This window comes from Rhodococcus aerolatus, from assembly GCF_054783215.1.
The window spans coordinates 35,728-61,405 of sequence record NZ_BAAGQZ010000004.1 but is presented as its reverse complement, the minus strand read 5'-3'; the positions used below and the strand labels follow the sequence as shown (position 1 = coordinate 61,405).

Sequence of the window (25,678 nt, the reverse complement as noted above, 5' to 3'; positions counted from 1 at the left end):
GCGCACGAGGAGGCCCCGTGAAGAAGCTGATCAACGACCCGTCGACCGTGGTGGCCGACGCGCTGCGCGGCATCGAGCTCGCGCACCCCGAGCTGCGGGTCGACCACGAGCACCGCCTCGTCGTCCGCGGCGACGCCCCGGTGCGGGGCAAGGTCGGGATCGTCTCCGGCGGCGGGTCCGGCCACGAGCCGCTGCACGGCGGGTTCGTCGGACCCGGCATGCTCGACGCCGCCTGCGCCGGGGAGGTGTTCACCTCCCCGGTGCCCGACCAGGTGGAGGCCGCCACGAGGGCCGTCGACGGCGGGGCCGGCGTGCTGCACGTGGTGAAGAACTACACCGGCGACGTCATGAACTTCGAGATGGCCGCCGAGATGGTGGCCGCCGACACCGGCACCCAGGTCGAGGTGGTCGTCACCGACGACGACGTCGCCGTGACCGACAGCCTGTTCACCGCCGGCCGGCGCGGGGTGGGGGTGACCGTGCTGCTGGAGAAGCTCGTCGGCGCCGCCGCCGAGGAGGGCCGCGACCTGGCCGGGTGCGCCGAGCTGGCCCGCCGCGTCAACGGCCAGGGCCGCAGCATGGGTGTCGCGCTCACCTCGTGCACCGTGCCCGCCGCCGGCAAGCCCACCTTCGACCTGCCCGAGGGGGAGATGGAGGTCGGGGTCGGCATCCACGGCGAGCCGGGACGCCGCCGCGTGCCGCTCGCGCCCGCCCGGGAGATCGCCGAGATGCTCGTCGAGCCCGTCCTCGCCGACCGCGACGCCACCGGCAGCCCGGCCATCGTCCTGCTCAACGGCCTCGGCGGCTCCCCGCTGCTCGAGCTGTACCTGATGTACGGCGAGGTCGCGGCCCTGCTCGACAAGGCCGGGGTCACCGTGGCGCGCAGCCTCGTCGGCAACTACATGACGAGCCTCGACATGGCCGGCTGCACCCTCACCGTGCTCTCCGCCGACGACGAGCTGGTGCGGCTGTGGGACGCCCCGGTGCGCACCTCCGGCCTGCGGTGGGGGGTCTGAGGATGGTCGGGTCCGCCGAGCTCGCCGCCTGGCTGCGCGAGACCGCCCGGGTGGTGCACGAGCAGCGCGACCACCTCACCGAGCTCGACTCCGCCATCGGCGACGCCGACCACGGGGCCAACCTCGACCGTGGCTTCACCGCGGTGCTGGAGTCGCTGGACGAGTCGGCGGACCCCGCCGCGCTGCTCAAGGCGGCCGGGATGACCCTGGTGCGCAGCGTCGGCGGGGCCAGCGGCCCGCTCTACGGCACGTTCTTCCTCCGCACGGCCGCCGCGGCGGGCACCGATCCGCTGGACGACGCCGCCGTGGCCGCAGCGCTGCGGGCCGGGGTCGAGGGCGTGGTGGCGCGCGGCAAGGCCGAGGCCGGGGACAAGACGATGCTCGACGCGCTGCTGCCCGCCGTGGACGCCCTCGACGCGGCGCTCGCGGACGGCCGCGACCTGGCCGGTGCGCTGCGGGCCGCGGCCGACGCCGCGGGCGCCGGGCGCGACGCCACGACCGCGCTGGTCGCCCGCAAGGGCCGGGCCAGCTACCTCGGGGAGCGCAGCGCCGGGCACCAGGACCCGGGGGCGACGTCGGCGACGCTGCTGCTCGAGGCCGCGGCCACCACCCTGGTGCCGTCGTGACCGTCGGCGTCGTCGTGGTCAGCCACTCCCGGGCGCTGGCCGACGCCGCGGTGGAGCTGGCCCACGCCGTGCTGCCCCCGGCCGGGGTGCGCGTCGAGGTGGCCGCGGGCGGGCCCGACGGCGGGTTCGGCACCGACGCGGTGGCGGTGTCCGAGGCGGTCGCGGCCGCCGACGACGGCGACGGGGTGGTCGTCCTGATGGACCTCGGCAGCGCCGTGCTCTCGGCGGAGACCGCGCTCGAGCTGCTCGACGACGACGTGCGCGCCCGGGTCGTGCTCAGCGCGGCCCCGCTCGTCGAGGGCCTCGTCGGCGCGGTCGCCCTGGCCGGCGGCGGGGCCGACCGGGACGCAGTGGCCGCGGAGGCCCTGCGCGGCCTGCTGCCGAAGCAGACCCACCTCGCCTGAGCCCCGCACCCCGCTGACTGCCCGCACTGTGCGGATCTGCCCCGCCTGGGTCCGGGCCAACTGCCCGCAGTGTGCGGTGGTGACGGGTCGCGGTCAGGCGACGCCGACGGCCTTCTCCAGGTCGACCAGGGCGTTCTCGGTGTGCACCAGCAGCCGCTGCAGGTGGGGCACGGCGTCGCGGTCCCCGATGTAGCCGAACCCCAGGTTGCCCGCGTAGCTGGTCAGCGTGATGTTCAGCGCCATGTCGTCGCTGACGATCGACACCGGGTAGATGTCGGTCATCCGGTTGCCGTTCCAGTACAGCGGCTCGTGCGGCCCGGGCACGTTGGAGATGACGAGGTTGAACCCGCGCACCCCCGCCTGGGTGGGCACGTACGGGGCGGCCAGCAGCGGCAGGATGCTCGGCGCACCCATGGCCATGGCCGCGGCCTGCCCGATGCCCTTCATCCGGGCCTTGGCCTCGTCCAGCGACGCCCGGGTCAGCGCGAAGCGGTCGCCCGCGTCGGGCAGGTGGGTGGCCAGGTTGGCCAGGATCAGCCCCAGCTTGTTGCCGCTGTCGCCGTCCCCGTCGCTGTCGTCGCGCAGCGAGAGCGGCACGAACGCCACCAGCGGGTGCTCGGGCAGGCTGTCCTCCTCGAGGAGGTAGGCGCGCAGCGCCCCGCCGCACACCGCGGTGACGACGTCGTTCATCGTCGCGCCCGTCGCGTCCTGCACCGCGGCGATGCGCGCCACCGGCCAGGAGTCGGCCGCGAACCGGCGGGCCGCGCCGATCTTGCGGTTGAGGATGGTGGTCGGCGCCCCCACCGGCATGACGGTGCCGTCGGTGGTCAGGCCGTCGCGCAGCGCGGAGAACCCGGCCTGCGCGGTCTGGGTGACCAGGCTGGTGGTGCCGCCGACGGTGGAGCGGACCAGCGACACCGGGTTGGGGATGCCGCCGCCGCCGCGCTTGCGCCGGGCCGACGGGGTGGCCGCGTGGAACGGGGGCATCCCGCGCTCCTCCGGGTCCGGGGAGAGCGCCTTCTGGATCATCCGCATCCCGGAGATGCCGTCGACCAGGGAGTGGTGGACCTTGGTGTAGATCGCGAAGCGGCCGTCGGACAGGCCCTCGATGAGGTGGGCCTCCCACAGCGGCCGGGACCGGTCGAGCAGCTGGGCGTGCAGCCGGGAGACCAGCACCAGCAGCTCCTTGATGGTGCCGGGCCGGGGCAGCGCGGAGTGGCGGAAGTGGTAGCCCAGGTCGATGTCGTCGACGTGCTCCCAGACGAACAGCCCCCCGGTCGACGGCCCGCGCCGCGGGCGACGGGCCAGGCGCGGGTGGATGTCGGTGTACTCCAGGGCCTCCTGGTAGATGTGCGCGACCTCGTCGGCGTCGACGTCCGAGCGCGGCTCGAACAGCTGCAGCGAGCCGACGTGCATCGGCCGGGTGCGCGTCTCCGCCAGCAGGAAACCCTGGTCCAGCACCGACATGACGTCCACGCGCGCCACCCTCCTCCAGCGCGGGGGTGGTCCCCCGACCGTGTGACGAGCGTCATGGGGTCCAGGATGGTTGTCAAACCGGCCCCGGGTGCCCCGGGGGACGACGAGGGGACGGCACGTGAGCACACCCACCGACGAGCGCCGCATCGACACCGAGCTGGCCGACGGGGTGCTCGCCCTCCGGTTCGTCAGGCCCGCGGCGGGCAACGTCATCGACACCGCCTTCGGCGACGAGCTGCTGGCCGCGGTGCGGTCGGCCGCGGACCGGGTCGACGAGATCAGCGTCGTCACCCTGACCAGCACGGGGAGGAACTTCTGCGTCGGCGGGGACGTGGGCAGCTTCGCCGCCGCCGCGGACCGGGGCGCGCACGTCGGGTCGCTCGCCGAGGCGCTGCACGAGTCCGTCCTCGGCCTCGTCGACCTCGGGGTGCCGCTGGTCGCCGGCGTGCAGGGGTGGGCGGCGGGGGCCGGGCTCAGCCTGGCCCTGCTCGCGGACCTCCTCGTCCTGGAGCGCTCGGCCGGGCTGCGCGCCGCGTACGGCGGCATCGGGCTGAGCCCCGACGGCGGGATGAGCCACTCCCTGCCCCGCGCCGTCGGCCCCGCGCTCGCGGCGGACATGATCCTGACCAACCGCGGCCTGACCGCCGACGAGGCGCTCGCCCACGGGGTCGCCGCCCGCGTCGTCGAGGACGGCGAGGCCGCCGTGGCCGCGACGCGGCTGGCCCAGGAGATCGCCCGCGGCTCGCGGCAGGGCGCCCGCCAGGCCGTCGCGCTGCTGCGGGCGAGCGACGGCCGGACCCTGCCCGAGCAGCTGCGGGCGGAGGCCGCCGGCATCGCCGCCTGCGCGGGCGGGCCGGAGGGCACCGAGGGCGTCGACGCGTTCCTCGCCAAGCGCCGCCCGGACTACGCCACCGCCCGCGCCCGGGGCTGAGCGCGGGGCGGGCTCAGTTCGACGTGCTGCTGCGGCCGTGCAGCGCGGCCAGCCGGGCGTTGTACGCGGCCAGCGCGCGGTCCTCGTCGTCGTCGGCGTCCACGTCGATGCCGCCGTCACCGCCGGCCTCCCAGTCGCTGCCCATCAGCTGCTGGCTGCGGATGCCGTCGAGCCAGCGGCCCAGGCCCTGCTCGCCCGGTGCGGCCGCGGCCCACTGCCCGGCGACGACGAGCATGAGCACCATCATCAGGCCGTCCCCGGCGAACCACATCACCGAGCCCGCCGCACCCTGGTCGGCCAGCGCGGTGGGCCCCCAGCCCCCGGCCCGGGCCGCGGCGTAACCGGGGGCGATCGCCGTCGGGGTCAGCATGAGCACCACACCGACGAGGGTGTCCGCCCCCATCGACACGGCCAGCACGACGAACTTCAGCGGGTGCGAGAGGTGCTGGCGCAGCAGCGGGGAGCCGACCACGGACGCGAACGTCAGGTAGCCGACGACGAGGTAGAGCAGCGTCTCGAGGTCCATCACCAGGTCGCTGCCCAGCATCACCTGCTGGAAGCCCGTGAGGTGGGTCAGCACCAGGGTGGCGGTGTAGACGGGCACGGCGATCAGCGGGTTGGTGGCCACGGCGACGGCGCGGGAGCCGGTGACGGCCTCGACGCGGGCGCGGAGCCGGGGGCCGGCGACGTCGTGCAGCAGCTGCACCGGCCGCGCCCACAGCACGAGCACGGGCACGACCATGATGAGCAGCAGGTGCACGAGCATGTGCGCCCAGAACAGGGCCATCGCGTAGACGGCCAGGGCACTGTTCAGCGACACCACCAGCAGCACGACCGCGGCCACCCCCGCCGCGGTGCGCCGCACGGGCCAGTGCCCGCCGCCGGCGCGCAGCCGGCGGACCCCCACCAGGTAGGCCACCGCCGCCAGCGCCAGCAGCAGGTCCGCCACCGGGCTCGCCGTCCACTGACCGAGCAGCGAGCCCGCGGTCGGGGCCGGCACCGCACCCATGTCCATGTCCACCCGGCCAGTGTGCGCCGGGCACCCGGGCCCCGCCGCCCGCCCGCGGACCGCCGGGCTGTGACGTCAGCGACGCGGCGGGTCGACGACCTCCTCCGCCCAGACCTCGAGAAGCTCGGTGACGAGGCCGCCGTGGACGGTGGCGAACGAGGCGACGGCGTGCGACTCCCCGCCCCGGCCGTCGTGCACCCGGGCGCGGGCGACCACCCGCTCCCCGTCCACCACCAGCTCGGCCACGTCGGCGCGCCAGCGGCCGGGGTAGTCGCGGTTGAACGCCACCCACCCGGGCCCGTCGAAGACCTCGCCCGAGTGGGCGAAGCGGACGACCGCGTCGGACGCCAGGAGCCGGGCCAGCCCGTCCCAGTCAGCCGCGTCGAGGCGGTCCCAGAGCGCCGTGACGACCCGCGCCGGGGTCAGGTCCTGGTCCACGGGCCCGCTACTCGCCGGTGAAGCGGGGCTCGCGCTTGTCCAGCATCGCGGCGACGGCCTCGTGGTGGTCGGCGGTGTGGTGGGCCACGGCCTGCATGGCCGCGGAGAGCTCGAGCAGGCTCTCCAGCGACTGGTGCTGGCCCTCGCGCAGCAGCCGCTTGGTCATCCGCAGGGCGTGCGGCGGGTTGACGACCACCCGCGCGGCCAGCGCCCGCGCCGCGTCCAGCAGCGCCTCGGGCTCGACGACCTGCGAGACCAGGCCCCACTCCAGCGCCGTCGCGGCGTCGACCGGCTCGCCGGTGAAGGCCATCTCCGCGGCGCGCGCCTGCCCCACGGCCCGCGGCAGCAGCCACGCCCCGCCGTCGCCCGGGATGATGCCGACCTTGGCGAAGCTCTCCGCGAACACCGCCCGGCTCGAGGCGACCCGCAGGTCGCACATCAGGGCCAGGTCGCAGCCCGCGCCGATGGCGGGGCCGTTCACCGCGGCGATGGTGGGCACCTCGCACTGGTAGAGCGCGCGGGGGATGCGCTGGATGCCGTGCCGGTAGCCCTGCCGCAGCTCGGCCGGGGTGCCGCCGAACATGCCCACCCCGTCACGCATGTGCTTGACGTTGCCGCCGGAGGAGAACGCGCTGCCCGCGCCGGTGAGGATGACCGCCCGCACCTCCTGGTCGAGGTTGACCTCGGCCACCGCCGCGACGATGGCGTCGACGACGTCGGGCTCCGAGATCGGGTTCCGGGTGTCGGGCCGGTTCAGCGTCCACGTCTCGACGTGGCCGTCGCGGTCGCGGAGGAGGGCGTCGGTGCCGCTCACGGGCTGCTCCTGGGGTGGGGGGTGGTGGACGGGGGGTGCGCGGGGGCCAGTCAACACTCCCGGCCGCCCCCGCGGTCCGCTGGCAGACTGGGTGCGGTGAGCCGCGCCCGCACCGACCCCGCCGCCGCGCCGCGGGTGAGAGGGCCGCTGCGGCCCGTCGAGCTGGCCACCGCCGCCGTGATGGGGGCCGCCACCGTGGTGCTGGCCGTCCTCGGCTCCGTCGTCCCGATCGCCGCCGCGCTGCAGGTGCTCGCCGTGGTGCCGCTCGGCGTGGTGGCCCAGCGCCACCGGCCCCGCGCCCTGCTCACCGCCGCCGTCGCCGCGGGCAGCGTCGGCTTCCTCGTCGCGGGCACCGCGCCCCTGGTCTCGGTCGGGCTGGCCGCGCTGCTCGGCGGCATCGTCGGGGAGACCAAGCGCCGCGGCCGCGGTGCGGGCACGGCCGCGCTCGGCTTCGCCCTGGCCGGTCCCGGCGTGGCGCTGCTGACCATCGGGCTGCTGCTCGTCTTCTCGAACCTGCGCGAGCTGACCCTGCTGGCGCTGCGGAACACCGTCCGCGGGATGACGGGCACCCTCGGGCAGCTGCCCGGGCTGGGCGGCGGCGCCGACCGAGTGCAGGCCGTCACCGACACCCTCGTCGCGAACTGGTGGTGGCCGGTCGGGATCTCCGTCGCGTTCTCCACCGTGCTCACCGGGACGGTGGCGTGGTTCGTGCTCGGCCGCGTGCTCGACCGGCTCGACGCGCTGCCCGTCGAGGACCGCCTCGACGGCGCGCTGGCCGGCGACGGTGCCCCCGCCCCGCTGCCCGTCGCCCTCGAGCACGTCGCCTACCGCTACCCCGGCGCCGAGCGCGACGCGCTGCGCGGGGTGGACCTCGAGCTGTGGGGCCCGGAGCTGGTGGCCGTGGTGGGGGACAACGGCTCCGGCAAGTCCACCGTGGTCCGCGTCCTCGCCGGCCGCGCCCCCACCGGCGGGACCGTGCACCGCGCCGGCCCGCCGGGGCTGGGCCTTGTCGGCGGCACCGCGCTGGTCTCGCAGCGCCCGGAGAGCCAGGTGCTCGGCGTCCTCGTCCGCGACGACGTGGTGTGGGGCCTGCCCGCGGGCGCCGGGCCGCGCACCCCGGCCGAGGTGGAGGCGCTGCTCGCCGAGGTCGGCCTGGCCGGGTACGGCGCGCGCTCTACCACCACGCTCTCCGGCGGCGAGCTGCAGCGGCTGGCGGTGGCGGCCTCGCTGGCCCGCAGCCCCCGGCTGCTGCTCTCCGACGAGTCCACCGCGATGCTCGACCCCGCCGGCCGTGCGGCGCTGGTGGGCGTGCTGGAGCGGCTGCCCGCCCGCGGCGTCGCCGTCGTCCACGTCACCCACCGCCCCGAGGACACCACCCGGGCCGACCGGGTGGTCACCGTCGAGGCCGGCCGCGTCCGGTCCGTCACCGCTCCCGGGCCGGCCGCCGAGCCCCGGGACGACCCCGCCCCGCGCCGGGCGGCCCGCGGCGGGGCCCCGGTGCTCTCGCTGCGCGGGGTCGGCCACGTCTACGACGCCCGCACGCCCTGGGCGCACCGGGCCCTGACCGGGGTGGACCTCGACGTCGCCGCCGGCGAGGCCGTGCTCCTGGCGGGGGGCAACGGCTCCGGCAAGTCGACCCTGGCCTGGGTGCTGGCCGGGCTCACCCGGCCCACCGAGGGCGAGGCGCTGCTCGACGGCCGCCCCGTGGCCGACCAGGTCGGGTCGGTGGCCCTGGCCTTCCAGCACGCCCGGTTGCAGCTGCAGCGGCCCACGGTGGGCGAGGACGTCGCCGCCGCGGCGGGGGTCGCCAGCGCCGCCGACCGGGCCGTGGCCGGGGCGCTGGGCATGGTGGGGCTGCCCGCCTCGCTGGCCGCCCGGGGCACCGACGGCCTCAGCGGTGGGCAGCTGCGCCGGGTGGCCCTGGCCGGGTTGCTCGTCGGCCGCCCGCGGGTGGTGGTGCTCGACGAGCCGCTGGCCGGCCTCGACGCCCCGAGCCGGGCCGGGCTGGTCGAGCTGCTGGGCCGGCTGCGGGAGCGGTGGGGCACCACGCTGGTCGTCATCTCCCACGACCTCGGCGAGCTGGCGCAGATGTGCGACCGGACGGTCCACGTCGCGGGCGGACGGGTCGTCGGCGACGCGGCGGCTGCCCCGGTGGGCGCGGTGCTGCGGTGACCACGATCCTGCGGCAGGTCCCCCGCGACACCGTCGTCCACCGGCTGTGGGCCGGCACCAAGCTGCTCGGGGTGGCCGCCCTCGGGCTGACCCTGTCGCTGGTGACGAGCTGGGCGGCGATCGGGCTCGTGGGGGCGCTCGTCGCGCTGACCGCGGCGCTCGGCCGGGTCGGGCCCGGGGCCGTACCCCGCCCGCGGCGCTGGTTCTGGGTCGTCCTCGGCGTGGGTCTGCTGCTGGCGGTCCCCGCCGGCGGCAGCCCCGAGGTGGCCCTGGGCGGGGTGACCGTGGGCCTGGGGTCGTTCCTGGTCTCGCTGCGGCTGCTGGTGCTCACCGCGGTGCTGCTGCTCGCGGCGCTGCTGGTCGGCTGGACCACCCCGCTCGGCGACGTCGCGCCCGCGCTGGCCCGGCTGGGCGCGCCGCTGCGGCTGCTGCGGCTGCCCGTGGACGAGTGGGCCGCGGCCACTGCGCTGTGCCTGCGCTCGCTGCCGCTGCTCGCCGAGGAGGTCCGCGTGCTCGGCGCCGCCCGTCGGCTGCGCCGCGGCCCGGGCCGGCGCGGCCTCGCCCAGCTCAACGCCGAGCTGCCCGAGCTGCTCACCACCGCGATGGCCACGGCCATGCGCCGGGCGGGCGAGCTGGGCGAGGCCGTCACCGCCCGCGGCGGGTGGGGCCGGGTGTCGGCCGAGCCGGGCCGGCCCGGGTGGCGCGACGCGGTGGCGCTGGCGCTGGTGCTGGCGGTCTGCGCCGGGGTGTTCCGGCTCGGCTAGCGGCCCTGCCACACGGGCGGCCGCTTCTCCAGGAACGCGGTCATGCCCTCCTGCGCGTCGCAGGTGACGGCGTTGCGCGCCATCGTCTCCCGCATCTGCTCGTAGGCCTCGGCCTCGGAGAGGTCCACCTGCTGGTAGAACGCCGCCTTGCCCACCCGCAGGGTCAGCGGGCTCGCGGTGGCGACCCGGCGGGCCAGCGCCACGGCCGCGTCGTCGACCTCGGCGGCGGGGACGACGACGTTGACCAGGCCCCAGTCGGCGGCCGTGGCGGCGGTGATCACGTCGCCGGTGAGCAGCATCTGCATGGCCCGCTTGCGGCCGACCGCGCGGGTCACCGCCACCATCGGCGTCGAGCAGAACAGCCCGATGCGCACGCCGGGGGTGCCGAACACCGCCGAGTCGGCCGCCACCACCAGGTCGCACGTCGCGGCGAGCTGGCACCCGGCGGCCACGGCCATCCCGGTGACGGCGGCGACGACGGGCTGCGGCACCTCGTGCACCGCGGCCATGAGCTCGGTGCACACCGCGAACACGGTGCGCTCGTCCTCGAGGTCCGCCCCGACCATCTCGGCGAGGTCGTGCCCGGCGGAGAAGGCGGGCCCCTCGTGGCGCAGCACGATCGCGCGCACGTCCTCGCGCGCGCCCAGGTCGCGCAGCGCGGCGGTCAGCTCGCGCATCACCGCGGTGGAGAGCGCGTTGCGCTTCTCGGGCCGGCACAGCGTGAGCACGCCGACCCCGTCGTCCACCGTGCTCGAGACGCCGGGTGCGGTGCCGGTGGGGGTGACGGTGCTGGTCACGGGGCCTCCTGGGGGTGGTGCGGGGACGCTGCCGCCGTGTCTACACCCTCGGGCGCGGCGAAGGTGACGTCCACGGTCTCGAACCCCTTGGTCCGCTGGGCCTGCGCCTGGTTGCGGTAGGCGCGGCGGTCGCCCGGGGTGAGCACGACGTCGTCGGTGAACGGGGTCATCAGCGAGCGGGGGTGCAGCCGGTCGACCCGCACCGCGTTGACCTCGATGCACAGCACGATGGCCAGCGAGGCGACGTAGAGGAACGCGAGCAGGCCGAGGACCAGCGCGAAGACCCCGTTCGTCGCGCTGGACGTGGCCACGACCCGGCCGACGTAGAGCGCGCCGAAGGACTGCAGCAGCTGCCACACCACGGCGGCGGCGATCGCACCGGGGGCGACGTCGCGCACCGAGACCGCCCGCGTCGTGCCGATGCGGAACGCGAGCACGAACGCCGCCGCGTTGACCAGGACCGACGCCACCAGGGCCACGGTCCGCCCCGCCACCCCGAAGCCGCCGAGCCCGCCGCCGACGGCGGAGACGACCGTCGTCGCCAGCAGGGCCAGCCCGACGGTGCCCAGCAGCAGCAGGCTGCGCCCGCGGGCGAGGATCGGGTTGGGCCGGGAGTTGCGCGGCACCGCCCACGCGGTGTTCAGCGCGTTCTGGAAGGCCTGCGCCACGCCGAGCGCGCCGTAGGTGGCGCCCACGACACCGATGACGACCCCCGCGGTGCCGCCGCTGAGCCGGTCGGGCTCGCCGAGCTGGCTGCCGATGACGGGGATCTGGGACAGCGCGGAGGTGACCACCTGCTGCTGCACCTCGGGGTGACCGACGAGCACGACGGACAGCACGGTGGTGAGCAGGAGCAGCAGGGGGAACAGCGAGACGAAGGCGTAGTAGGCGATGAGGGCGGCGAGGTACCCGCCCTGGTCGTCGACGAACTTGTAGACCACCCCGAGCGGGAAGCTCAGCGCCGGGTGCCGCTGCTGCAGCCCGTCGAGCCGGTCCGCCACACCCACGTCGGTCCTCCCCCGCGCCTCGTCAGGACCCGGCGGCCGCCGCGTCCCGGTCCGATCGAACCGGGTCGCCGCCGCCGACGCGCGTCGGGCGGTGCCCGGCGCGCCGCCGCGCCCGCTTGGCGACGTACATCCGCTGGTCGGCCGCGGGCAGCAGCTGGTCCGCGCGCAGCCCCTCCAGGCGCAGCTCGCCGACCGCGGCGCCGACCCGCGCGCCGATGGCGTCGGCGGCGGCGTGGTCCGCGCCCCGGGCGAGGACGACGAACTCGTCGCCGCCGGTGCGGAAGACCTGGTCCTCGGCGCGGCACTGGGCGCGCAGCACCCCGGCCACGGCGACGAGGACCTCGTCGCCCGCCGCGTGGCCCCACCCGTCGTTGAGGGTCTTGAAGTCGTCGACGTCGATGACCAGCACGGCCACCGTGCTGCCCTGCGCCGCGGCGACCGCCTCGTCCAGGGCGCGGCGGTTGCCCACCCGGGTCAGCGGGTCCTCCCGGGCGGCGCGGCGCTCGGCCTCGTGCGCGGCGGTGACCCGGCGCAGCGCCAGTGCGTCCTGCACGGCCACCGCGCCGCGGCGGTGCTCGGCGACCAGGCTGCGGGCCTGGGCGACGGTCACGGCGAGCGCGTTGACCGCGACCGCGTCACCGCCGGCCGCGCTCACCTCCAGCAGGGCGTGGCGCAGGGTGAGCTCCCCGGCGGGGGACAGGACCCCGCGGGGCCGCGCGAGCAGGGCGGCGCCCTCGGCCAGGGCCCGCGCGGGGTCGCCGAGCGCGGCCAGGGAGCGCACGAGCACGGCGGGCAGGTGCCCCAGCCCGGTCACCGCGACCCGGCCCCGCCCGCCGTCGAGCGCGGCGCGGGCGGACCGCACCGCGCCGGCCGGGTCCTCCCGCCACCCGCTGAGCACGAGGGCGACCTCCGCCGTGGCGGCTCCCCACCGGCGCCGGGCCTCGGGGCTCCACCCGGGTGCGTCGCGGGCGGCGGCGACCAGCTCCGCCGCCGTGCGGGCGTGGTCCGCGGCCCGGCCGCGCAGCTCGGCGGGGTCCGCCCCGCCCGGGTCACCGCCGACCAGCTCGACCTGCTCGGCCTGCTGCAGCAGCGCGGTCACCCGGACCAGCTCGACCAGGGTGGCCTGCTCGGGGACCAGGGCCGCGGTGGGGGCGGCCGCCAGGTGGGCCAGCGCCATCTCGGGCAGGTTCAGCTCGGTGCACGTCCAGCCGAAGCCGAAGCCGCACCACCCGCGCACCGCGGGGTCGGTGGTGCGCGCCAGCGCGGCCTCGGCGCCGACGAGGTCGTCGATGCCCGACGCCTCCACCGCCAGCCGCGGCGCCAGCCCCACCCGCATCAGCCGCAGCAGGCACTCCGCGCCCCCGTCGGCCAGCTCGGCCGCCGCCGGCAGCGCCTCGGTGCAGGTCACGAGGGTGAGGTCCGGCCGCCCCGCGTTGGCCAGCGCCACCGAGCGGGCGTAGGCCGACCACGCCCGGGTCGCGGGGTCGAGGTCGCCCACCCGCGCGGTCGCGGTGAGCACCGGCCCGACCCGGCCCGCGAGCGCGTCGCTCACCCACCGCCGGACCGGGGGCGACACGGCCTCGGTGGTCCCGCGGGGTCGTGCCGGCGTGCTCACCGCGGCCGAGGGTAGTGACGGTGGGCGGTCCTGGCTGTCGATCATCCGCAGCACACGGTGGCTCGGGGCGCCCCCGCGCCGTTGCTAGCCTCCAGCGCGTGGCCCCGATCCAGGAGATCCTCGAGGTCGAGCAGCTCGAGGAGGACATCTTCCGGGGCAGCTCGCCGAACACGACGCTGCAGCGCACCTTCGGCGGGCAGGTCGCGGGCCAGGCCCTCGTCGCCGCGGCTCGCACCGTGTCCGGGGAGTTCGTCGTCAACTCCCTGCACGGGTACTTCCTGCGGCCCGGCCGCCCGGACATGCCCACCGTCTACCTGGTCGACCGGGTCCGCGAGGGCCGCTCCTTCGTCACCCGCCGGGTGACCGGGGTGCAGGCGGGCAAGCCCATCTTCTCCATGTCCGCGTCCTTCCACGACGGGGACACCGGGCCCGAGCACCAGGACGCGATGCCGCAGGTCATCGGGCCCGAGGAGCTGCCCGACGCGCTGGACGACCCCACCTCCGAGGACTGGCACCGCCGCGAGTGGCCCAAGTGGGACCTGCGCAAGGTCCCCGCCGAGCAGCTGGTGCGCCGCGAGAACGCCGCCGCCCAGCAGCAGGTGTGGTTCCGCTACCGCGACCCGCTGCCCGCGGACCCGGTCTTCCACGTCTGCGCGCTGGCCTACATGTCGGACATGACCCTGCTGGGCTCGGCGTTCGTGCCGCACCCCGGCATCCAGGCGCAGACCGCGTCGCTGGACCACGCCCTGTGGTTCCTGCGGCCGTTCCGCGCCGACGAGTGGCTGCTCTACGACCAGACGTCGCCCTCGGCGGGGCTGGGTCGCGCGCTGACCCAGGGCCGCATCTTCGACCGCGGGGGGAACATGGTGGCCGCGGTCGTCCAGGAAGGCCTGGTCCGGTTCCCGCGGTGACCGGGGGACGCCCGGCGCTGGTCGGGCTGCTGGCCGTGGTCGCGCTCGCCGCCGCGGCGTGCGGGTCGGGCAGCACCGCGTCCGCCCCGACCACGGGCAGCACCCCGCCCGCCGCGAGCAGCACCGCCCCGGCGGTGCCCACCCCCGGGCCGACCGCGGCCCCTGCCCCGCCCAGCACTCCCGCCGCGCCGGCGGTGTCCGCGTGCGTCGCCCGCACGCTCGACGCCCTGACCCCGGAGCAGCGCGCGGCCCAGCTGGTCATGGTCGGGGTGCCCGCGACCGACCCCGCCTCGGGTGCCGACCTCGTCGCCTCGACCGGGGTGGGCGGGGTGTTCCTGCAGGGCCGCTCGACCGCCCCGGTCGAGACCGTCGCGGCGGAGGTCGCGGCGCTGCAGCAGGCGTCCCCGGCCGTGCCGCTGCTCGTCTCCGCCGACGTCGAGGGCGGGCAGGTGCAGACCCTCTCGGGCCTGGGGATCGGGCAGGTCCCCACCGCGGTGGTGCAGGGCGCCAGCCCCGCCACGCTGGGCTCGGTCACCCGGCGCTGGGCCGACGCGGTCCGCCGGGCCGGGGTCACCCTCGACCTCGCCCCCGTCGCCGACGTGGTCCCGCCCGGCACGGCTGCGGACAACCCGCCCATCGGGGTGTTCGACCGGCAGTACGGCTCGGACCCCGCCACCGTCGCCGACGCCGTGGCCACGGTGGTCACCGCCGCCCAGGACGTCGGCCTGCTCACCACGGCCAAGCACTTCCCCGGCCTCGGCCGGGTCGCGGTGAACACCGACACCGCCACCGGGGCCACCGACCCCGGGGACCTGCGCACCGACGGGTCGCTGGAGCCCTTCCGCGCCGCCGTCCGGGCCGGGACCGCCGCCGTCATGGTCTCCTCCGCGTCCTACCCCCGGCTCGACCCCGACGACCTGGCGCTGTTCTCCCGCGCGATCGTCACCGACCTGCTGCGCGGCCCGACCGCGGCCGGCGGGCTCGGCTTCGACGGGCTCGTCCTCACCGACGACGTCGGGGCCGCCGTCGCCGTGGCGGACGTGCCGCCGGCGCAGCGGGCCACCCGGTTCCTCGCCGCGGGCGGGGACGTGGTGCTCACCGTCGCCACCTCCGACGTGGCGCCGGTGGTGGCCGCGCTCGCCGCCCCCGAGCTGGCCGAGCGGGTGGCCGTGTCCGTGCGGCGGGTGCTGGCGGCGAAGGAACGGGCCCGGCTGCTGCGCTGCTGAGGCCCGCTCCCGTGGACTCCAGGGGCCGGGAGGGGTAGGCAGTGGCGGTGACGAAGCAGGGACCGCTGGTGGCCGGGGTCGACGTCGGGGGCACCAACGTCGAGGTCGGCCTCGTCTCTGACGACCACGAGGTGCACGGCCGGGCGAAGACCGACACCCCCGCCGAGGGTCCCGAGGCGGTGATGGATGCGATCGCCGAGCTCGTCGGCTCGCTCGACGAGACGCCCGCGGCCGTCGGCGTCGGCATCCCCGGCGTGGTCCACGACGGGCAGGTGCTCACCGTGCCCAACCTCGGCGGCTGGACCGCCGACGTCGACCTCGTCGGCGGGCTGCGCGAGCGGCTCGACGGCGTCCCGGTGGCGCTGGGCAACGACGCCGACGTCGGCCTGCTGGGCGAGTGGGTCGCCGGGGCGGCCCGCGGCTGCGACGACGTGCTCGGGCTGTGGACGGGCACGGGCATCGGCGGCGCGCTGGTGCTCGGCGGCCGGCCCGCCAACGGCTCGCGGGGGGCGGCCGGGGAGCTCGGGCACGTCGTCGTGCAGCCCGGGGGCGCGCTGTGCGGGTGCGGCCGGCGCGGCTGCGTCGAGGCCTACGCCGGGCGCCGCTCCATGGCCCGGGTGGTCGGGGCGATGGTCGAGGCGGGGCGCACCACCTCGCTGCACCAGATCCGCGACGACGAGGGCAAGGACGCGCTGACGTCCAAGGTGTGGGCCCGGGCGCTGGAGGACGGCGACGAGCTGGCCACCGAGCTGTTCGACGACGCGGTGGCCAAGCTCGGGGTGGCGCTCGGGTCGGTGTGCAACCTGCTCGACGTGGAGCGCGTGGTCGTCGGGGGCGGCATGGCCGAGAAGCTGGGCCAGGACCTGGCCGACCGGCTGCAGGCCGCGGCCGAGCCCTGGTTGCTGCAGCCCAACCCGGACCTGGCGTTCGTGGTCGCCGAGCTGGGGGATGACGCCGGGGTGGTCGGTGCGGCCTCGCTCGGCCACGCCGTGCTGCTCACGAGCTGAGCGGCACCCTGCGGCGAACCCCTCAGGCGGCCAGCAGGTCCGGGTCGTCGTCCCCGTCGGACCCGGCCACCAGCGCGGCGTAGCGGCCGCCGAGGGCGACGAGCTCGTCGTGCGTGCCGCGCTCCACGACGCGGCCGTGGTCGAGCACCACCACCTGGTCGGCGTCGCGGACGGTGGAGAGCCGGTGCGCGATGGCGATCGTGGTGCGCCCGCCGGCGAGCCGGTCCAGCGCGGCCTGCACGGCGCGCTCGGTGCGGGTGTCCAGCGCCGAGGTCGCCTCGTCGAGCACCAGCACCGCTGGGTCGCGCAGCACCGCACGGGCGATGGCCAGGCGCTGCTTCTCCCCGCCGGAGAACCGGTAGCCGCGCTCGCCGACCATCGTGTCGTAGCCCTGGGGCAGCGAGGAGATGAGCTCGTGGACCTGGGCGTCGCGCGCGGCGGACTCGAGCTCGGCGTCGGTGGCGTCGGGCTTGGCGAAGCGCAGGTTCTCCGCGACCGTGGTGTGCAGCAGGGTGGTCTCCTGCGACACCACGGCGACGATGCTCGCGCGCTGGGCCAGCGTCATGTCCCGCAGGTCGACCCCGTCGACGGTGACGGCCCCGGAGTCCACGTCGTAGAGGCGGCTGGCCAGGTAGCCCAGCGTGGTCTTGCCCGAGCCGGTGGCCCCGACGACGGCCAGGGTGGTCCCGGCGGGCACGGTGAGGTCGACGTCGCGCAGCGTCGGCACGCCCGGCTCGTAGCCGAACGACACGTGCTCCAGGCGCACCTCGCCGCGGACGTCCGCGCGCGAGATCGGCGCCGGTGCAGCGGGTTCGACCAGGTCGACCGGGGTGTCGAGCACCTCGAAGACGCGGGTGAACAGGGCCAGCGAGCTCTGCACCTCGACCCCGAGGCGCAGCAGCGAGAGCATGGGGAACAGCAGCCGCGTCTGCAGGGTGGTGAACGCGACGAGCGTGCCGATGGTGAGCGAGCCCCCCGCGGGTGAGCCGGCCCCGGCGAGGCCGCCGATGAGGTAGGCCAGCGCGGGCATCCCGGCGAAGGCGATCTGCACGGTGGCCATCCGCCACCGCCCGGCCATGGCCGAGCGGACCTCGAGGTCGGCCACCTCGGTGGACGTGCCGTCGAAGCGGGCGGAGAGGTCGACCCCGCGGCCCATGGTGCGGCTCAGCACGATCCCGCTGATGGACAGCGTCTCCTCGACCAGCGAGCTCATGCCGGACAGGCGCCGCTGGCGCTCGGCGGTGATGCGGCGGCGCATAGCGCCCACGGTGCGGGCGAGCCACACGAAGAAGGGCACGACGACGAGGGTGACCAGCGCCAGGCGCCAGTCCAGCACCAGCATGGCGACGAACGTGGCGAGCACGGTGGTGAACGAGCTGACCAGGCTGGTGACCGTGGAGGTGACCACGGACTGCACGCCGCCGATGTCGTTGCCGATGCGCGACTGCACGTCCCCGGTGCGCGTGCGGGTGAAGTAGGCCAGCGACATGCGCTGCAGGTGGGTGTAGACGCTGGTGCGCAGCCGGTGCATGACGCGCTGGCCGACGGTGTTGGAGATGAGCGTCTGGTAGACGTCGAGGCCCGAGCTGAGCACGGCCGCGCCGACCATGCCGAGCACGATGAGGACGAGCAGGCGCAGGTCGCGCTCGGGCAGCGCGACGTCGACCGCCTCGCGGATGAGCAGCGGCTGGGCGAGGCCGAGCAGCGCGGACAGGCCGATCATCAGCCCGACGAGGGCGAGGCGCAGCCGGTGGGGGCGGAACAGGGCGAGGATGCGCCGCCCGTCGGGGGGCGGTGTGCCGGGAGCCGGCGCGGCGGTGGCTGTGGTGGGTTCCGGTCGCACGGGCCACCTCCTTCCTGCGGCCGGACCGCGGCCGCGGTGGGCAGGCTACCACGTGCTGAGTGTTGCTCACAATGATGTGGACTCGCTACAGTGGGACCGTGCCCGAGACCGCGACGCCCGGCGAGGACCCCTCGACCGGGGAGCTGCTGACCCGGGTCGCCCGCTGGCTGCACGGGCGCTCGCGGGCGCGGCTGGCCCCGCTGGGGCTGACCCCGGCCGCGGTGCGCGCCCTCGGCGTGGTGGGCCGTCACGAGCCGGTGCGCATGGCCGACCTCGCGGCCGCGCTGCGCGTGGTGCCGCGCTCGGCCACGACCACGGTGGACCTGCTGGCCGAGGCCGGCCTCGTGGAGCGCGTGCCCGACCCGGCGGACCGCCGCGCCGTTCGGGTGCGCCTCACCGGTGCGGGCCGCTCGCAGCAGGCCGCGCTGCGCGACGAGCGCCGCCGCGCCGCCGAGGAGCTGCTGGCCGTGCTGCCGGAGGCGGACCGGGCCCAGCTGCACGCCCTGCTGGTGCGGGTGGACGCGGCCGCGGGGGCCGCCTGGGCGGAGCAGCCCGCCCGCTGACAGGGGCAGGGCTGCCCGGCCTCAGGAGAGGCGGACCGAGCCGCCCGACCACTCCAGGCCGCGGGCCTGCGCGTCCTCCGCCTCCTGCTCGGCCGGGTCGGGCCGGCGCAGCCCCCGGGGCAGGCCCAGCAGGGCGAGCAGGGCGGCGACCGCGCACACCACGGCGCCGAGGGTGAACGCGAGGGTGAAGACGGACTCGGCCGGCAGCCCGGTCGAGGGGAGCACCCCGCCGGCGAGCAGCGTGACGACGACCGCGCTGGCCACCGAGCTGCCCACCGAGCGGGCGATGGAGTTGACGCTGTTGGCCACCCCCGTCTCGGCGGGCTCCACCTCGGCGACGAGCAGCGCGGGCAGCGCCGCGTAGGCCACGGTGACGCCGACGTTGACCACGACCGCGCCGCCGATGACGAGCGCGGTGGTGCTGTGCGCGACCGCGAGCGCCACGTAGCCCACGGCGCCGAGGACGGACGCGAGCAGCAGCGTCAGCCGGCCGCCGACGCGGCGAACCATCCGGCCGGCGAGCGGCGCGACGACGACGCCGACGAGCGCGCCGGGCAGCAGGTAGACCACGCTGGCCTGCAGCACGCTGGCGGTGAAGCCGTAGCCCGCCACGGCCCGGGGCACCTGCACCAGCGTGGAGACCCCGAGGAACGAGACGAACAGCGCCATCCCGATGCACAGCGCGGCGAGGTTGGTCACGACGACGGGCCGGTGGGTGAGCACGCGGCGGGTGACCAGCGGTGCGGCCACGCGGCCCTCGAGCCGGACCCACCCGGCGAACAGGACCGCGGCGGCGACGAACGCGCCGACGGTGCGCGGCGAGGCCCAGCCCCAGGTGTGGCCCTGGGAGAGCGGCAGCAGCAGCAGGACGAGGCTCGCGCCGAGGACCAGGCCGCCGAGCCAGTCGACGCGCCCGCCCGCCCCGGGTCGGCGGGGCACGACCACCAGGGTCAGCACGAGGGCGGCGAGGACGACGCCGAGGGCGAGCCAGAAGATGCGGTGGTAGTCGGCGCCGCCGTCGGTCAGCAGGCCGGTGAGGACGAGGCCGAAGCCGCCGCCCACGCCGAGCGTGCCGGAGACGACGGCCATGCCGCTGGTGAGCTTCTCGGCGGGCAGCTCGTCGCGCAGCACGGCCATGCCCAGCGGGAAGAGCGCGAACGACGCGCCCTGCAGCACGCGGCCGGCGATGAGCAGGGGCAGCGACGAGGTGGCCGCGGCCAGCAGGGCGCCCGCGGCGACGACGACGAGCACCCCGACGAGCACCGGGCGCTTGCCGTGGACGTCGCCGAGCCTGCCCAGCACCGGGGTCATCACGGCGGCGGCGAGCAGGTTGGCCGTGACCACCCAGCCGACGGCCGCGGTGCCGGCGCCGAGCTGGGCGCCGATGTCGGCCAGCACGGGCACCACGAGGGTCTGCAGGACCGCGACCACCATGACCACGAAGCTCAGCGCGGGCAGCAGCACGCGGGAGGCCCGGGCCGGGCGCGCCGCGGGGGCAGGGGTCGTCACAGCTGTAGATCGTCGCACCCGGTCGTTTCATTCCGCACGCAAGTTCTCCCGCCGGGCCGGGAGCTCGGGTGTCGTCCGGCGAGCGGCCGTACGGCTTGTACATTTTGTGCATGACAGCGGCGGACGACACCCCGTCCGGGACGGTCGAGGGTGACCCCCCGGCCACCGTGCCGGTCACTGTGCCGGTCACCGAGGCCCGGGCGCGGATCGCCGAGGTCGTGGGCCGGGCCGAGCACGGCGGGCGGCGCACGGTGCTCACCCGGCACGGCCGGGCCGCGGCCGCGGTGGTCCCCGTCGCCGACCTCGAGCGGCTGCGCGCGCTCGACGCCGCCCGGCACCGGGACCGGCTGCTCGACGACGCGCACGCCGTCACCGTCGCCGTGACCCTGCCGTGCGACCCGGCCACGGCGTGGCGCAGCCTCGTCGACCCCACCCTGCTCGGCCGGTGGTGGCCGGGCGCGGTGCTCGTCGACGAGGTGGGCCTGCCCGTCGGCGGGGTCGAGCCCGCGGCGGCCGAGGTGACCGCCGTCGCGGCCCCCCGCCTGCTCGAGCTGGCCTGGACCGACCCCGGCCCTGCTGCCGCCTCCGTCGTCCGGCTCGAGCTGGTCGGCGAGCAGGCCCCCACCACGGCCGTCCTCACCCACCGCGGGCTCGTCGACGTGGCCGCCACGGCGCAGCACCGCACCGGGTGGGAGCGCCGGCTCGACGCGTGGCGCGCCCTGCTCGCGGCGTGAGCTCCCGCAGCCCCGGCCCGGGGGAGGACAGTGCAGGGGTGGGGGACGGCCAGGAGGTGCACACCGGCGCGCTGGAGCGGGTCACCGGCCGGTTCGCGGCCGTGGCCGAGGGCGTCCGCGGGTCGACCCGTCTGACCCCCGCACCGGCCGACCCCGACCCGACCGTCCGCAAGGCCGTCCGGCGGATGCTGGTCAAGGCGTGGGACGACAGCCTGTTCGGCGAGTCCGCCCAGGCCGCCTTCTGGCAGACCCTCTCGCTGCCGCCGCTGCTGCTCGGGCTGCTGGGCAGCCTCGGCTACGTCGGGGAGTGGTTCGGCCCCGACACCGTGGTCACCGTGCAGCGCCGCATCACCGAGGTGGCCGGCAACGTGTTCAGCCCCAACGCCGTCGAGCAGATCATCTCGCCCACGGTGTCGGACATCCTCACCACCGGCCGCGGCGAGCTGGTCTCCGTCGGCTTCCTCATCTCGCTGTGGGCGGGCTCGTCGGCCGTGTCGTCCTTCGTGGACTCGGTGACCAAGGCCCACGACCAGTACGGGGTGCGCAACCTCGTCTGGCAGCGGCTGCTGGCCGTGCTCATCTACGTCGTCGGCCTCGTGGTCGGGGTCTTCGCGCTGCCGGTGCTGGCGCTGGGCCCGGACCTGCTGCGCCGGCTGGTGCCCGACGCGCTCGACGGCGTCAGCACCGGGGTGCTGCGGTGGGTGGCGTTCCCGTCCCTGGCGCTGCTGCTCGTGCTCGCGCTGAGCCTGCTGTTCAAGGTCGCGCTGCCCAACCGGCTGCCGTGGCGCCGCGGCCTGCCGGGGGCCGTGCTTGGCGTGGCGGTGTTCCTCGTCGCCACCCTGGGCCTGCGGGTCTACATCGGCTGGGTCACCAGCACCGGCTACACCTACGGGGCCCTGGCGGCGCCGATCGCCTTCCTGCTGGCCACGTTCTTCTTCGGCATGGGCATCGTGCTGGGGGCCCAGCTGAACAACGCGATCCAGGAGCTGTGGCCGGCCCCGGTGACGGTGCGGATGTGGCGCGCGCCGCAGCACGGGCCGGCCGAGCACGAGCCGGGGCGGGAACAACGGGAGGGCCCGGCCGCGCTGCAGCAGCCATGAGCCGTCTGTTCGAGCCGCTGACCCTGCGCGGTACCACCTTCCGCAACCGTGCCTGGCTGGCCCCGATGTGCCAGTACTCCTGCGGCGCCCGCGACGGCGTGCCCACCGACTGGCACCTGTCCCACCTCGGGGCGCGGGCGGCCGGCGGGTTCGGCCTGGTGCTGACCGAGGCCGCGGCCGTCAGCCCCGAGGGCCGCATCTCCCCCGAGGACGCCGGCATCTGGGACGACGCCCAGCGCGACGCCTGGGCGCGCATCGTCTCCCACGTCCGCGACCTGGGCGCCGTCCCCGGCATCCAGCTCGCCCACGCCGGGCGCAAGGCGTCGACGTACTCGCCGTTCGCCGACGGGGAGGGCACCGTGCCCGCGGCAGAGGGTGGCTGGACGGCCGTGGCCCCGTCCGCGGTGGCCTTCGACGGCTACGACACCCCCCACGAGCTGACCACCGACGAGATCGCCGGGGTGGTCGCGGACTTCCGGGCCGCCGCGGCGCGCGCCGACGCCGCCGGCTTCGAGGTCGTCGAGGTCCACGCCGCGCACGGCTACCTGCTGCACGAGTTCGTCTCCCCGCTGTCCAACCACCGCACCGACGGCTACGGGGGCTCGTTCGAGGGCCGCACCCGGGTCGTGGTCGAGGTCGTCGACGCGATCCGCGAGGTCTGGCCCGAGGAGAAGCCGCTGTTCGTCCGCTACTCCGCGACGGACTGGACCGAGGGCGGCTGGGACACCGGCGAGACCGCGCGGCTCGCGGCGCTGCTCGCCGAGCACGGCGTCGACCTGGCCGACGTCTCCAGCGGGGGCAACGTGCTCGCCGACATCCCCGCCGGCCCCGGCTACCAGGTGCCCCACGCCCGCCAGGTGCGGGAGGAGGGGAAGGTGCCCGTCGGCGCCGTCGGGCTCATCACCGACCCGCTGCAGGCGGAGACGCTGCTCGTCGACGGGGCCGCCGACGCGGTGCTGCTGGCCCGGGCCGCCATCCGGGAGCCGTCCTGGCCGCTGCGCGCCGCCCACGAGCTGCACGTCGCCCCCGAGGACGCCCCCTACCCGCCCCAGTACGCGCGCGGCGCCTGGCGCTGACCCGCGACCTGGCCGTGACCTGCACGCCTGCGGGCGCCCGTTCCGTGTCACGGCCAGGTCACGGGTAGGGTCGCCCGAGATCAGCGTGGGTGGGCTCAGTCGCACCCGGTGTCGGGTGTCGACGAGGAGGTCCACGAGTGGGGCAGGGGAGCGCGCGAGCGCGGCTGCGTGTCGTGCTGACGCCGACGACCTGGCTGGCCCGGTCCGTGCTGGCCGTGGGCGGGTGCCTCGCCCTGGCGGCGACGGCGACCGGGGCCAGCGCGTCCGACCTCGGCGTCGGGGTGGCCCCGGTGGCCGCACCCGCCTCCCAGGTGGCCGACGTGCAGGCCCTGACCTCGCGGCGCGACGTCGCCGGCGGCGGCAAGTACGCGGGCGTGCCCGCCCCGGCCCCGGTGCCCGCGGCGGCGCCGGAGGAGGGCCCGCTGGGCATCCCCGGGATCCCCTACGCGGCCTACCGCGGCGCCGAGGCCCGCATGGCCACCGAGCAGCCCGGCTGCGGCATCAGCTGGACCCTGCTGGCCGGCATCGGCTACGTCGAGTCGACCCACGTGCACAACGGCCGCACCGACGCGAAGGGGACCGTGCTCGAGAAGGTCCTCGGCCCGGTGCTCGACGGCAGCGGTCCCGGCGACGGCGTCGTCCCCGACACCGACCACGGCGTGCTCGACGGCGACCCGGTCTACGACCGCGCCGTCGGACCCACCCAGTTCCTGCCGGCCACGTGGGCGCACTACGGCGCCGACGGCAACGGCGACGGCATCGCCGACCCGCAGAACGTGTTCGACTCCGCGCTGGGCACCGCGCACTACCTGTGCTCGGGCGGGATGAACCTGCGCGACGCCGGCCAGGTGCAGACGGCGGTGTACCGCTACAACCACTCCTACGAGTACGTCGCCAAGGTCACGATGTGGGCCACCGCCTACCTCACCGGCCGCTCCCCGTCCGCCGGGACCACCAGCAGCAGCAGCTCGAGCAACAGCTCCGGCTACAGCTCGAGCGGCTCCTCCAGCTCGGGGTCCGGCAGCAGCTCCGGGTACAGCAGCAGCTCGAGCGGCGGCTCCGGGTACTCCAGCTCCGGCTCGAGCGGCTACTCCAGCTCCTACGGCGGCTGACCCGACGCCTCCGGCCGGCCGGCGCACCCGGCCGTACCGTGGAGCCGTGAGGACGAGGCGGTCGGTCGCGCGGGCCGTGCTCGTCGTCACGGCGCTGCTCGGCCTGCTGGGCATGCACGGCCTGCCCGCCCACGCGGCCGTCCCCGCCGCGGCCCCCGCCCACGCGCACGCGGCCGCTCCGCAGAATCTCGACCCCCACGCCGCCGCACCGGACCGTGCGTGCGCCGACCACACCGCCTGCGTCGCCACCATGCGCGCCGCCACGGCCCTGGCACCCCCGGCCGCGGGCCCGACCTCACCCGTGCCGGTGGCGGCCCCCCTCGTCGTGACCCCGGTGGGGGCTGATGTCGCCTCCCGTGCCCCGCCCGACCGGGTGGACCTCGTCGCGCTGGGGATCAGCCGGACGTGAGCACCACGCGCCCGGCACCGCCGGGCGCGCGCTGCGCCGTCCCCGATCCCGCACGACACCCCAGGAGACCCCTGTGCCCACCACCACCCGCACGACCCGCACCACCCGTTCCGTCCTGGCCGCGGCCGCCCTCGCGGTCGGCCTGCTGCTGCCCGCCTGCAGCAGCCCGGAGGCCCCGCACGCGGGCGCCGACGTCGCGTTCGCGACGCAGATGGTCCCGCACCACACCCAGGCCGTGGCCATGGCCGACCTGGCGCTCGCGCCCGCGCCCGCCGGTGCGAGCGACCCCCGGGTCCGAGACCTGGCGCAGCGCATCCGCGCCGCGCAGGACCCCGAGGTCGCCACCATGACCGGCTGGCTGGCCGAGTGGGGTGCCCCCGCCCCGGACACCTCGGGTGGCACGGCCGGCACGGCCGGCATGCCGGGGATGATGAGCGACGCCGAGATGACCTCGCTGGCCACGTCGACCGGCCCCGAGTTCGACCGCACCTGGGTCGAGCTGATGCTGGCCCACCACCGGGGCGCCGTCGTCATGGCCCAGGTGGAGCAGCGCGACGGGACGGACCCCGAGGCGAAGGCCCTGGCCGGGTCGATCGCCGAGGGTCAGTCCGCGGAGATCGAGGAGATGACCGGCCTGCTGGCTCAGCTGCCGGGCTGACGAGGACGGCGGGGGTCGGGCCGCCGGTCGTCGGGCGTGCGTCCGGGCACGGCCCGGCCCCCACCCTCGCTGTAGCGGGTCTTGAGCTTGGCCCGGCGCTTCTCGATGCGCACCAGGTCGGCGAGCTCCTTGGCGTCGCGGCGGGTCTCGTCGGCCTGCTCGGCGAGCTCGGCGGGCAGGCCGTGGCGCTGCAGCCGGTGCACCCGCGTCTCCTGCAGGTACGAGGCGGAGACGTACATCGCCCCGATGAGCACCAGCAGGGGCAGCGAGGCGCGCAGCAGCCACGGCCCGGGCAGCAGGAGCAGCAGCAGGCTCGGCGTCCACTGGATCAGGGTGCGGGTGAAGTGCCTGCGCTCCCAGCCGTCCCCGGTGAGGTCCCGGCGCACCCAGTCGCGGTGGCGCAGGGGCAGCCGGGCACCGAAGGCCCAGGCCACCCAGCGCAGCGGGGACGGTCGACGAGC

26 protein-coding genes are annotated in these 25,678 nt (G+C 76.6%); 16 read left to right on the top strand and 10 right to left on the bottom strand.

Annotated elements, in window-relative coordinates; translation table 11 throughout:
* Nucleotides 1-17: 17 nt before the first annotated feature.
* Genes dhaK through dhaM form a run of 3 tightly spaced genes read left to right on the top strand, consistent with a single transcriptional unit; the run spans nucleotide 18 to nucleotide 2,046 of the window.
* The gene (dhaK, locus tag ACYVOF_RS01905; RefSeq protein WP_460863766.1) at nucleotides 18-1,016 is read left to right on the top strand and encodes a dihydroxyacetone kinase subunit DhaK; all 999 of its coding nucleotides are present in this window, start codon (nucleotides 18-20) and stop codon (nucleotides 1,014-1,016) included.
* Nucleotides 1,017-1,018: 2 nt separating this feature from the next.
* On the top strand, nucleotides 1,019-1,642 hold the full coding sequence (gene dhaL / locus ACYVOF_RS01900; protein WP_460863765.1) for a dihydroxyacetone kinase subunit DhaL: 624 nt from the start codon (nucleotides 1,019-1,021) through the stop codon (nucleotides 1,640-1,642).
* Entirely contained in the window at nucleotides 1,639-2,046 is a 408-nt protein-coding gene (dhaM, locus tag ACYVOF_RS01895) for a dihydroxyacetone kinase phosphoryl donor subunit DhaM (RefSeq protein ID WP_460863762.1), read from the top strand. The genes dhaL and dhaM overlap by 4 nt, the downstream gene beginning before the upstream one ends.
* Nucleotides 2,047-2,139: 93 nt before the next feature.
* On the opposite strand, the gene ACYVOF_RS01890 is transcribed toward dhaM, so the two are convergent.
* Entirely contained in the window at nucleotides 2,140-3,513 is a 1,374-nt protein-coding gene (locus ACYVOF_RS01890; protein ID WP_460864086.1) for a WS/DGAT/MGAT family O-acyltransferase, read from the bottom strand.
* A 127-nt stretch (nucleotides 3,514-3,640) separates the two neighbouring features.
* On the opposite strand from ACYVOF_RS01890, the gene ACYVOF_RS01885 reads away from it, so the two are divergent.
* Nucleotides 3,641-4,453, top strand: coding sequence for an enoyl-CoA hydratase/isomerase family protein (locus ACYVOF_RS01885; protein ID WP_460863761.1), 813 nt, complete (start codon nucleotides 3,641-3,643; stop codon nucleotides 4,451-4,453).
* A gap of 13 nt (nucleotides 4,454-4,466) precedes the next feature.
* Here ACYVOF_RS01885 and ACYVOF_RS01880 read toward each other — a convergent pair whose 3' ends face one another.
* The 3 genes from ACYVOF_RS01880 to ACYVOF_RS01870 all read right to left on the bottom strand — a co-directional run bounded on the left by ACYVOF_RS01880 (nucleotide 4,467) and on the right by ACYVOF_RS01870 (nucleotide 6,714).
* A complete protein-coding gene (locus ACYVOF_RS01880; RefSeq protein WP_460864085.1) occupies nucleotides 4,467-5,468 on the bottom strand; it encodes a cytochrome c oxidase assembly protein in 1,002 nt (333 codons plus the stop codon).
* A gap of 69 nt (nucleotides 5,469-5,537) precedes the next feature.
* Complete coding sequence (locus tag ACYVOF_RS01875; RefSeq protein ID WP_460863759.1) at nucleotides 5,538-5,900, bottom strand: nuclear transport factor 2 family protein; 363 nt, start codon at nucleotides 5,898-5,900, stop codon at nucleotides 5,538-5,540.
* A gap of 7 nt (nucleotides 5,901-5,907) precedes the next feature.
* On the bottom strand, nucleotides 5,908-6,714 hold the full coding sequence (locus ACYVOF_RS01870; RefSeq protein ID WP_460863758.1) for a crotonase/enoyl-CoA hydratase family protein: 807 nt from the start codon (nucleotides 6,712-6,714) through the stop codon (nucleotides 5,908-5,910).
* A gap of 96 nt (nucleotides 6,715-6,810) precedes the next feature.
* Here ACYVOF_RS01870 and ACYVOF_RS01865 point away from each other — a divergent pair, with 96 nt between their 5' ends.
* Both ACYVOF_RS01865 and ACYVOF_RS01860 read left to right on the top strand, forming a co-directional pair.
* Nucleotides 6,811-8,886 carry an ABC transporter ATP-binding protein gene (locus tag ACYVOF_RS01865; protein ID WP_460863755.1) on the top strand — a complete coding sequence of 692 codons (2,076 nt, stop codon included), beginning with the start codon at nucleotides 6,811-6,813 and terminating at the stop codon, nucleotides 8,884-8,886.
* Nucleotides 8,883-9,650 (top strand): energy-coupling factor transporter transmembrane component T family protein, encoded by a 768-nt coding sequence (locus ACYVOF_RS01860; RefSeq protein WP_460863753.1) that lies wholly within the window; start codon nucleotides 8,883-8,885, stop codon nucleotides 9,648-9,650. Before ACYVOF_RS01865 ends, ACYVOF_RS01860 begins: the two co-directional genes overlap by 4 nt.
* Here the strand turns inward: ACYVOF_RS01860 and ACYVOF_RS01855 are convergent.
* Genes ACYVOF_RS01855 through ACYVOF_RS01845 form a run of 3 tightly spaced genes read right to left on the bottom strand, consistent with a single transcriptional unit; the run spans nucleotide 9,647 to nucleotide 13,069 of the window.
* Nucleotides 9,647-10,447, bottom strand: coding sequence for an enoyl-CoA hydratase (locus tag ACYVOF_RS01855; protein WP_460863751.1), 801 nt, complete (start codon nucleotides 10,445-10,447; stop codon nucleotides 9,647-9,649). The two genes, ACYVOF_RS01860 and ACYVOF_RS01855, sit on opposite strands and share 4 nt — an antisense overlap.
* Nucleotides 10,444-11,454 (bottom strand): YihY/virulence factor BrkB family protein, encoded by a 1,011-nt coding sequence (locus ACYVOF_RS01850; RefSeq protein WP_460863749.1) that lies wholly within the window; start codon nucleotides 11,452-11,454, stop codon nucleotides 10,444-10,446. The genes ACYVOF_RS01855 and ACYVOF_RS01850 overlap by 4 nt, the downstream gene beginning before the upstream one ends.
* 22 nt (nucleotides 11,455-11,476) lie before the next feature.
* Nucleotides 11,477-13,069 carry a GGDEF domain-containing protein gene (locus ACYVOF_RS01845; RefSeq protein ID WP_460863747.1) on the bottom strand — a complete coding sequence of 531 codons (1,593 nt, stop codon included), beginning with the start codon at nucleotides 13,067-13,069 and terminating at the stop codon, nucleotides 11,477-11,479.
* Nucleotides 13,070-13,167: 98 nt separating this feature from the next.
* Here ACYVOF_RS01845 and ACYVOF_RS01840 point away from each other — a divergent pair, with 98 nt between their 5' ends.
* From ACYVOF_RS01840 to ACYVOF_RS01830, 3 genes are read left to right on the top strand one after another with little or no spacing between them, the layout of a single operon-like run.
* Nucleotides 13,168-13,980 carry an acyl-CoA thioesterase gene (locus ACYVOF_RS01840; RefSeq protein ID WP_460863746.1) on the top strand — a complete coding sequence of 271 codons (813 nt, stop codon included), beginning with the start codon at nucleotides 13,168-13,170 and terminating at the stop codon, nucleotides 13,978-13,980.
* Nucleotides 13,977-15,206 (top strand): glycoside hydrolase family 3 N-terminal domain-containing protein, encoded by a 1,230-nt coding sequence (locus tag ACYVOF_RS01835; protein WP_460863744.1) that lies wholly within the window; start codon nucleotides 13,977-13,979, stop codon nucleotides 15,204-15,206. Before ACYVOF_RS01840 ends, ACYVOF_RS01835 begins: the two co-directional genes overlap by 4 nt.
* A gap of 47 nt (nucleotides 15,207-15,253) precedes the next feature.
* Nucleotides 15,254-16,213, top strand: coding sequence for an ROK family protein (locus ACYVOF_RS01830; RefSeq protein ID WP_460863742.1), 960 nt, complete (start codon nucleotides 15,254-15,256; stop codon nucleotides 16,211-16,213).
* 22 nt (nucleotides 16,214-16,235) lie between these two features.
* On the opposite strand, the gene ACYVOF_RS01825 is transcribed toward ACYVOF_RS01830, so the two are convergent.
* Nucleotides 16,236-17,936, bottom strand: a complete 1,701-nt coding sequence (locus tag ACYVOF_RS01825) for an ABC transporter ATP-binding protein (RefSeq protein ID WP_460864084.1) — start codon at nucleotides 17,934-17,936, stop codon at nucleotides 16,236-16,238.
* Nucleotides 17,937-18,154: 218 nt separating this feature from the next.
* Here ACYVOF_RS01825 and ACYVOF_RS01820 point away from each other — a divergent pair, with 218 nt between their 5' ends.
* On the top strand, nucleotides 18,155-18,619 hold the full coding sequence (locus ACYVOF_RS01820) for a MarR family winged helix-turn-helix transcriptional regulator (RefSeq protein ID WP_460863740.1): 465 nt from the start codon (nucleotides 18,155-18,157) through the stop codon (nucleotides 18,617-18,619).
* A 21-nt stretch (nucleotides 18,620-18,640) separates the two neighbouring features.
* Here ACYVOF_RS01820 and ACYVOF_RS01815 read toward each other — a convergent pair whose 3' ends face one another.
* Nucleotides 18,641-20,128 carry an MFS transporter gene (locus ACYVOF_RS01815; protein WP_460863739.1) on the bottom strand — a complete coding sequence of 496 codons (1,488 nt, stop codon included), beginning with the start codon at nucleotides 20,126-20,128 and terminating at the stop codon, nucleotides 18,641-18,643.
* A 110-nt stretch (nucleotides 20,129-20,238) separates the two neighbouring features.
* Here ACYVOF_RS01815 and ACYVOF_RS01810 point away from each other — a divergent pair, with 110 nt between their 5' ends.
* The 6 genes from ACYVOF_RS01810 (at nucleotide 20,239) to ACYVOF_RS01785 (ending at nucleotide 25,217) form a co-directional block, all read left to right on the top strand.
* Complete coding sequence (locus tag ACYVOF_RS01810; protein ID WP_460863737.1) at nucleotides 20,239-20,862, top strand: type II toxin-antitoxin system prevent-host-death family antitoxin; 624 nt, start codon at nucleotides 20,239-20,241, stop codon at nucleotides 20,860-20,862.
* Complete coding sequence (locus tag ACYVOF_RS01805; RefSeq protein ID WP_460863735.1) at nucleotides 20,859-21,962, top strand: YihY/virulence factor BrkB family protein; 1,104 nt, start codon at nucleotides 20,859-20,861, stop codon at nucleotides 21,960-21,962. The genes ACYVOF_RS01810 and ACYVOF_RS01805 overlap by 4 nt, the downstream gene beginning before the upstream one ends.
* Entirely contained in the window at nucleotides 21,959-23,038 is a 1,080-nt protein-coding gene (locus ACYVOF_RS01800; protein ID WP_460863733.1) for an NADH:flavin oxidoreductase/NADH oxidase, read from the top strand. Before ACYVOF_RS01805 ends, ACYVOF_RS01800 begins: the two co-directional genes overlap by 4 nt.
* A gap of 173 nt (nucleotides 23,039-23,211) precedes the next feature.
* Nucleotides 23,212-24,150 (top strand): lytic transglycosylase domain-containing protein, encoded by a 939-nt coding sequence (locus ACYVOF_RS01795; protein ID WP_460863731.1) that lies wholly within the window; start codon nucleotides 23,212-23,214, stop codon nucleotides 24,148-24,150.
* A gap of 46 nt (nucleotides 24,151-24,196) precedes the next feature.
* On the top strand, nucleotides 24,197-24,559 hold the full coding sequence (locus tag ACYVOF_RS01790; protein ID WP_460863730.1) for a DUF6153 family protein: 363 nt from the start codon (nucleotides 24,197-24,199) through the stop codon (nucleotides 24,557-24,559).
* A 73-nt stretch (nucleotides 24,560-24,632) separates the two neighbouring features.
* Complete coding sequence (locus ACYVOF_RS01785) at nucleotides 24,633-25,217, top strand: DUF305 domain-containing protein (RefSeq protein ID WP_460863728.1); 585 nt, start codon at nucleotides 24,633-24,635, stop codon at nucleotides 25,215-25,217.
* Here ACYVOF_RS01785 and ACYVOF_RS01780 read toward each other — a convergent pair.
* Nucleotides 25,202-25,660 carry a DUF5313 family protein gene (locus tag ACYVOF_RS01780; RefSeq protein WP_460864083.1) on the bottom strand — a complete coding sequence of 153 codons (459 nt, stop codon included), beginning with the start codon at nucleotides 25,658-25,660 and terminating at the stop codon, nucleotides 25,202-25,204. The two genes, ACYVOF_RS01785 and ACYVOF_RS01780, sit on opposite strands and share 16 nt — an antisense overlap.
* Nucleotides 25,661-25,678 lie beyond the last annotated feature (18 nt).

Bases quoted from the DNA above. Each gene is read 5' to 3' on its own strand.
- dhaL (WP_460863765.1), top strand. From the start codon at position 1,019: ATGGTCGGGTCCGCCGAGCTCGCCGCCTGGCTGCGCGAGACCGCCCGG.
- ACYVOF_RS01890 (WP_460864086.1), bottom strand. From the start codon at position 3,513: ATGTCGGTGCTGGACCAGGGTTTCCTGCTGGCGGAGACGCGCACCCGG.
- ACYVOF_RS01880 (WP_460864085.1), bottom strand. From the start codon at position 5,468: ATGGACATGGGTGCGGTGCCGGCCCCGACCGCGGGCTCGCTGCTCGGT.
- ACYVOF_RS01825 (WP_460864084.1), bottom strand. From the start codon at position 17,936: ATGATCGGCCTGTCCGCGCTGCTCGGCCTCGCCCAGCCGCTGCTCATC.
- ACYVOF_RS01810 (WP_460863737.1), top strand. From the start codon at position 20,239: ATGACAGCGGCGGACGACACCCCGTCCGGGACGGTCGAGGGTGACCCC.
- ACYVOF_RS01800 (WP_460863733.1), top strand. From the start codon at position 21,959: ATGAGCCGTCTGTTCGAGCCGCTGACCCTGCGCGGTACCACCTTCCGC.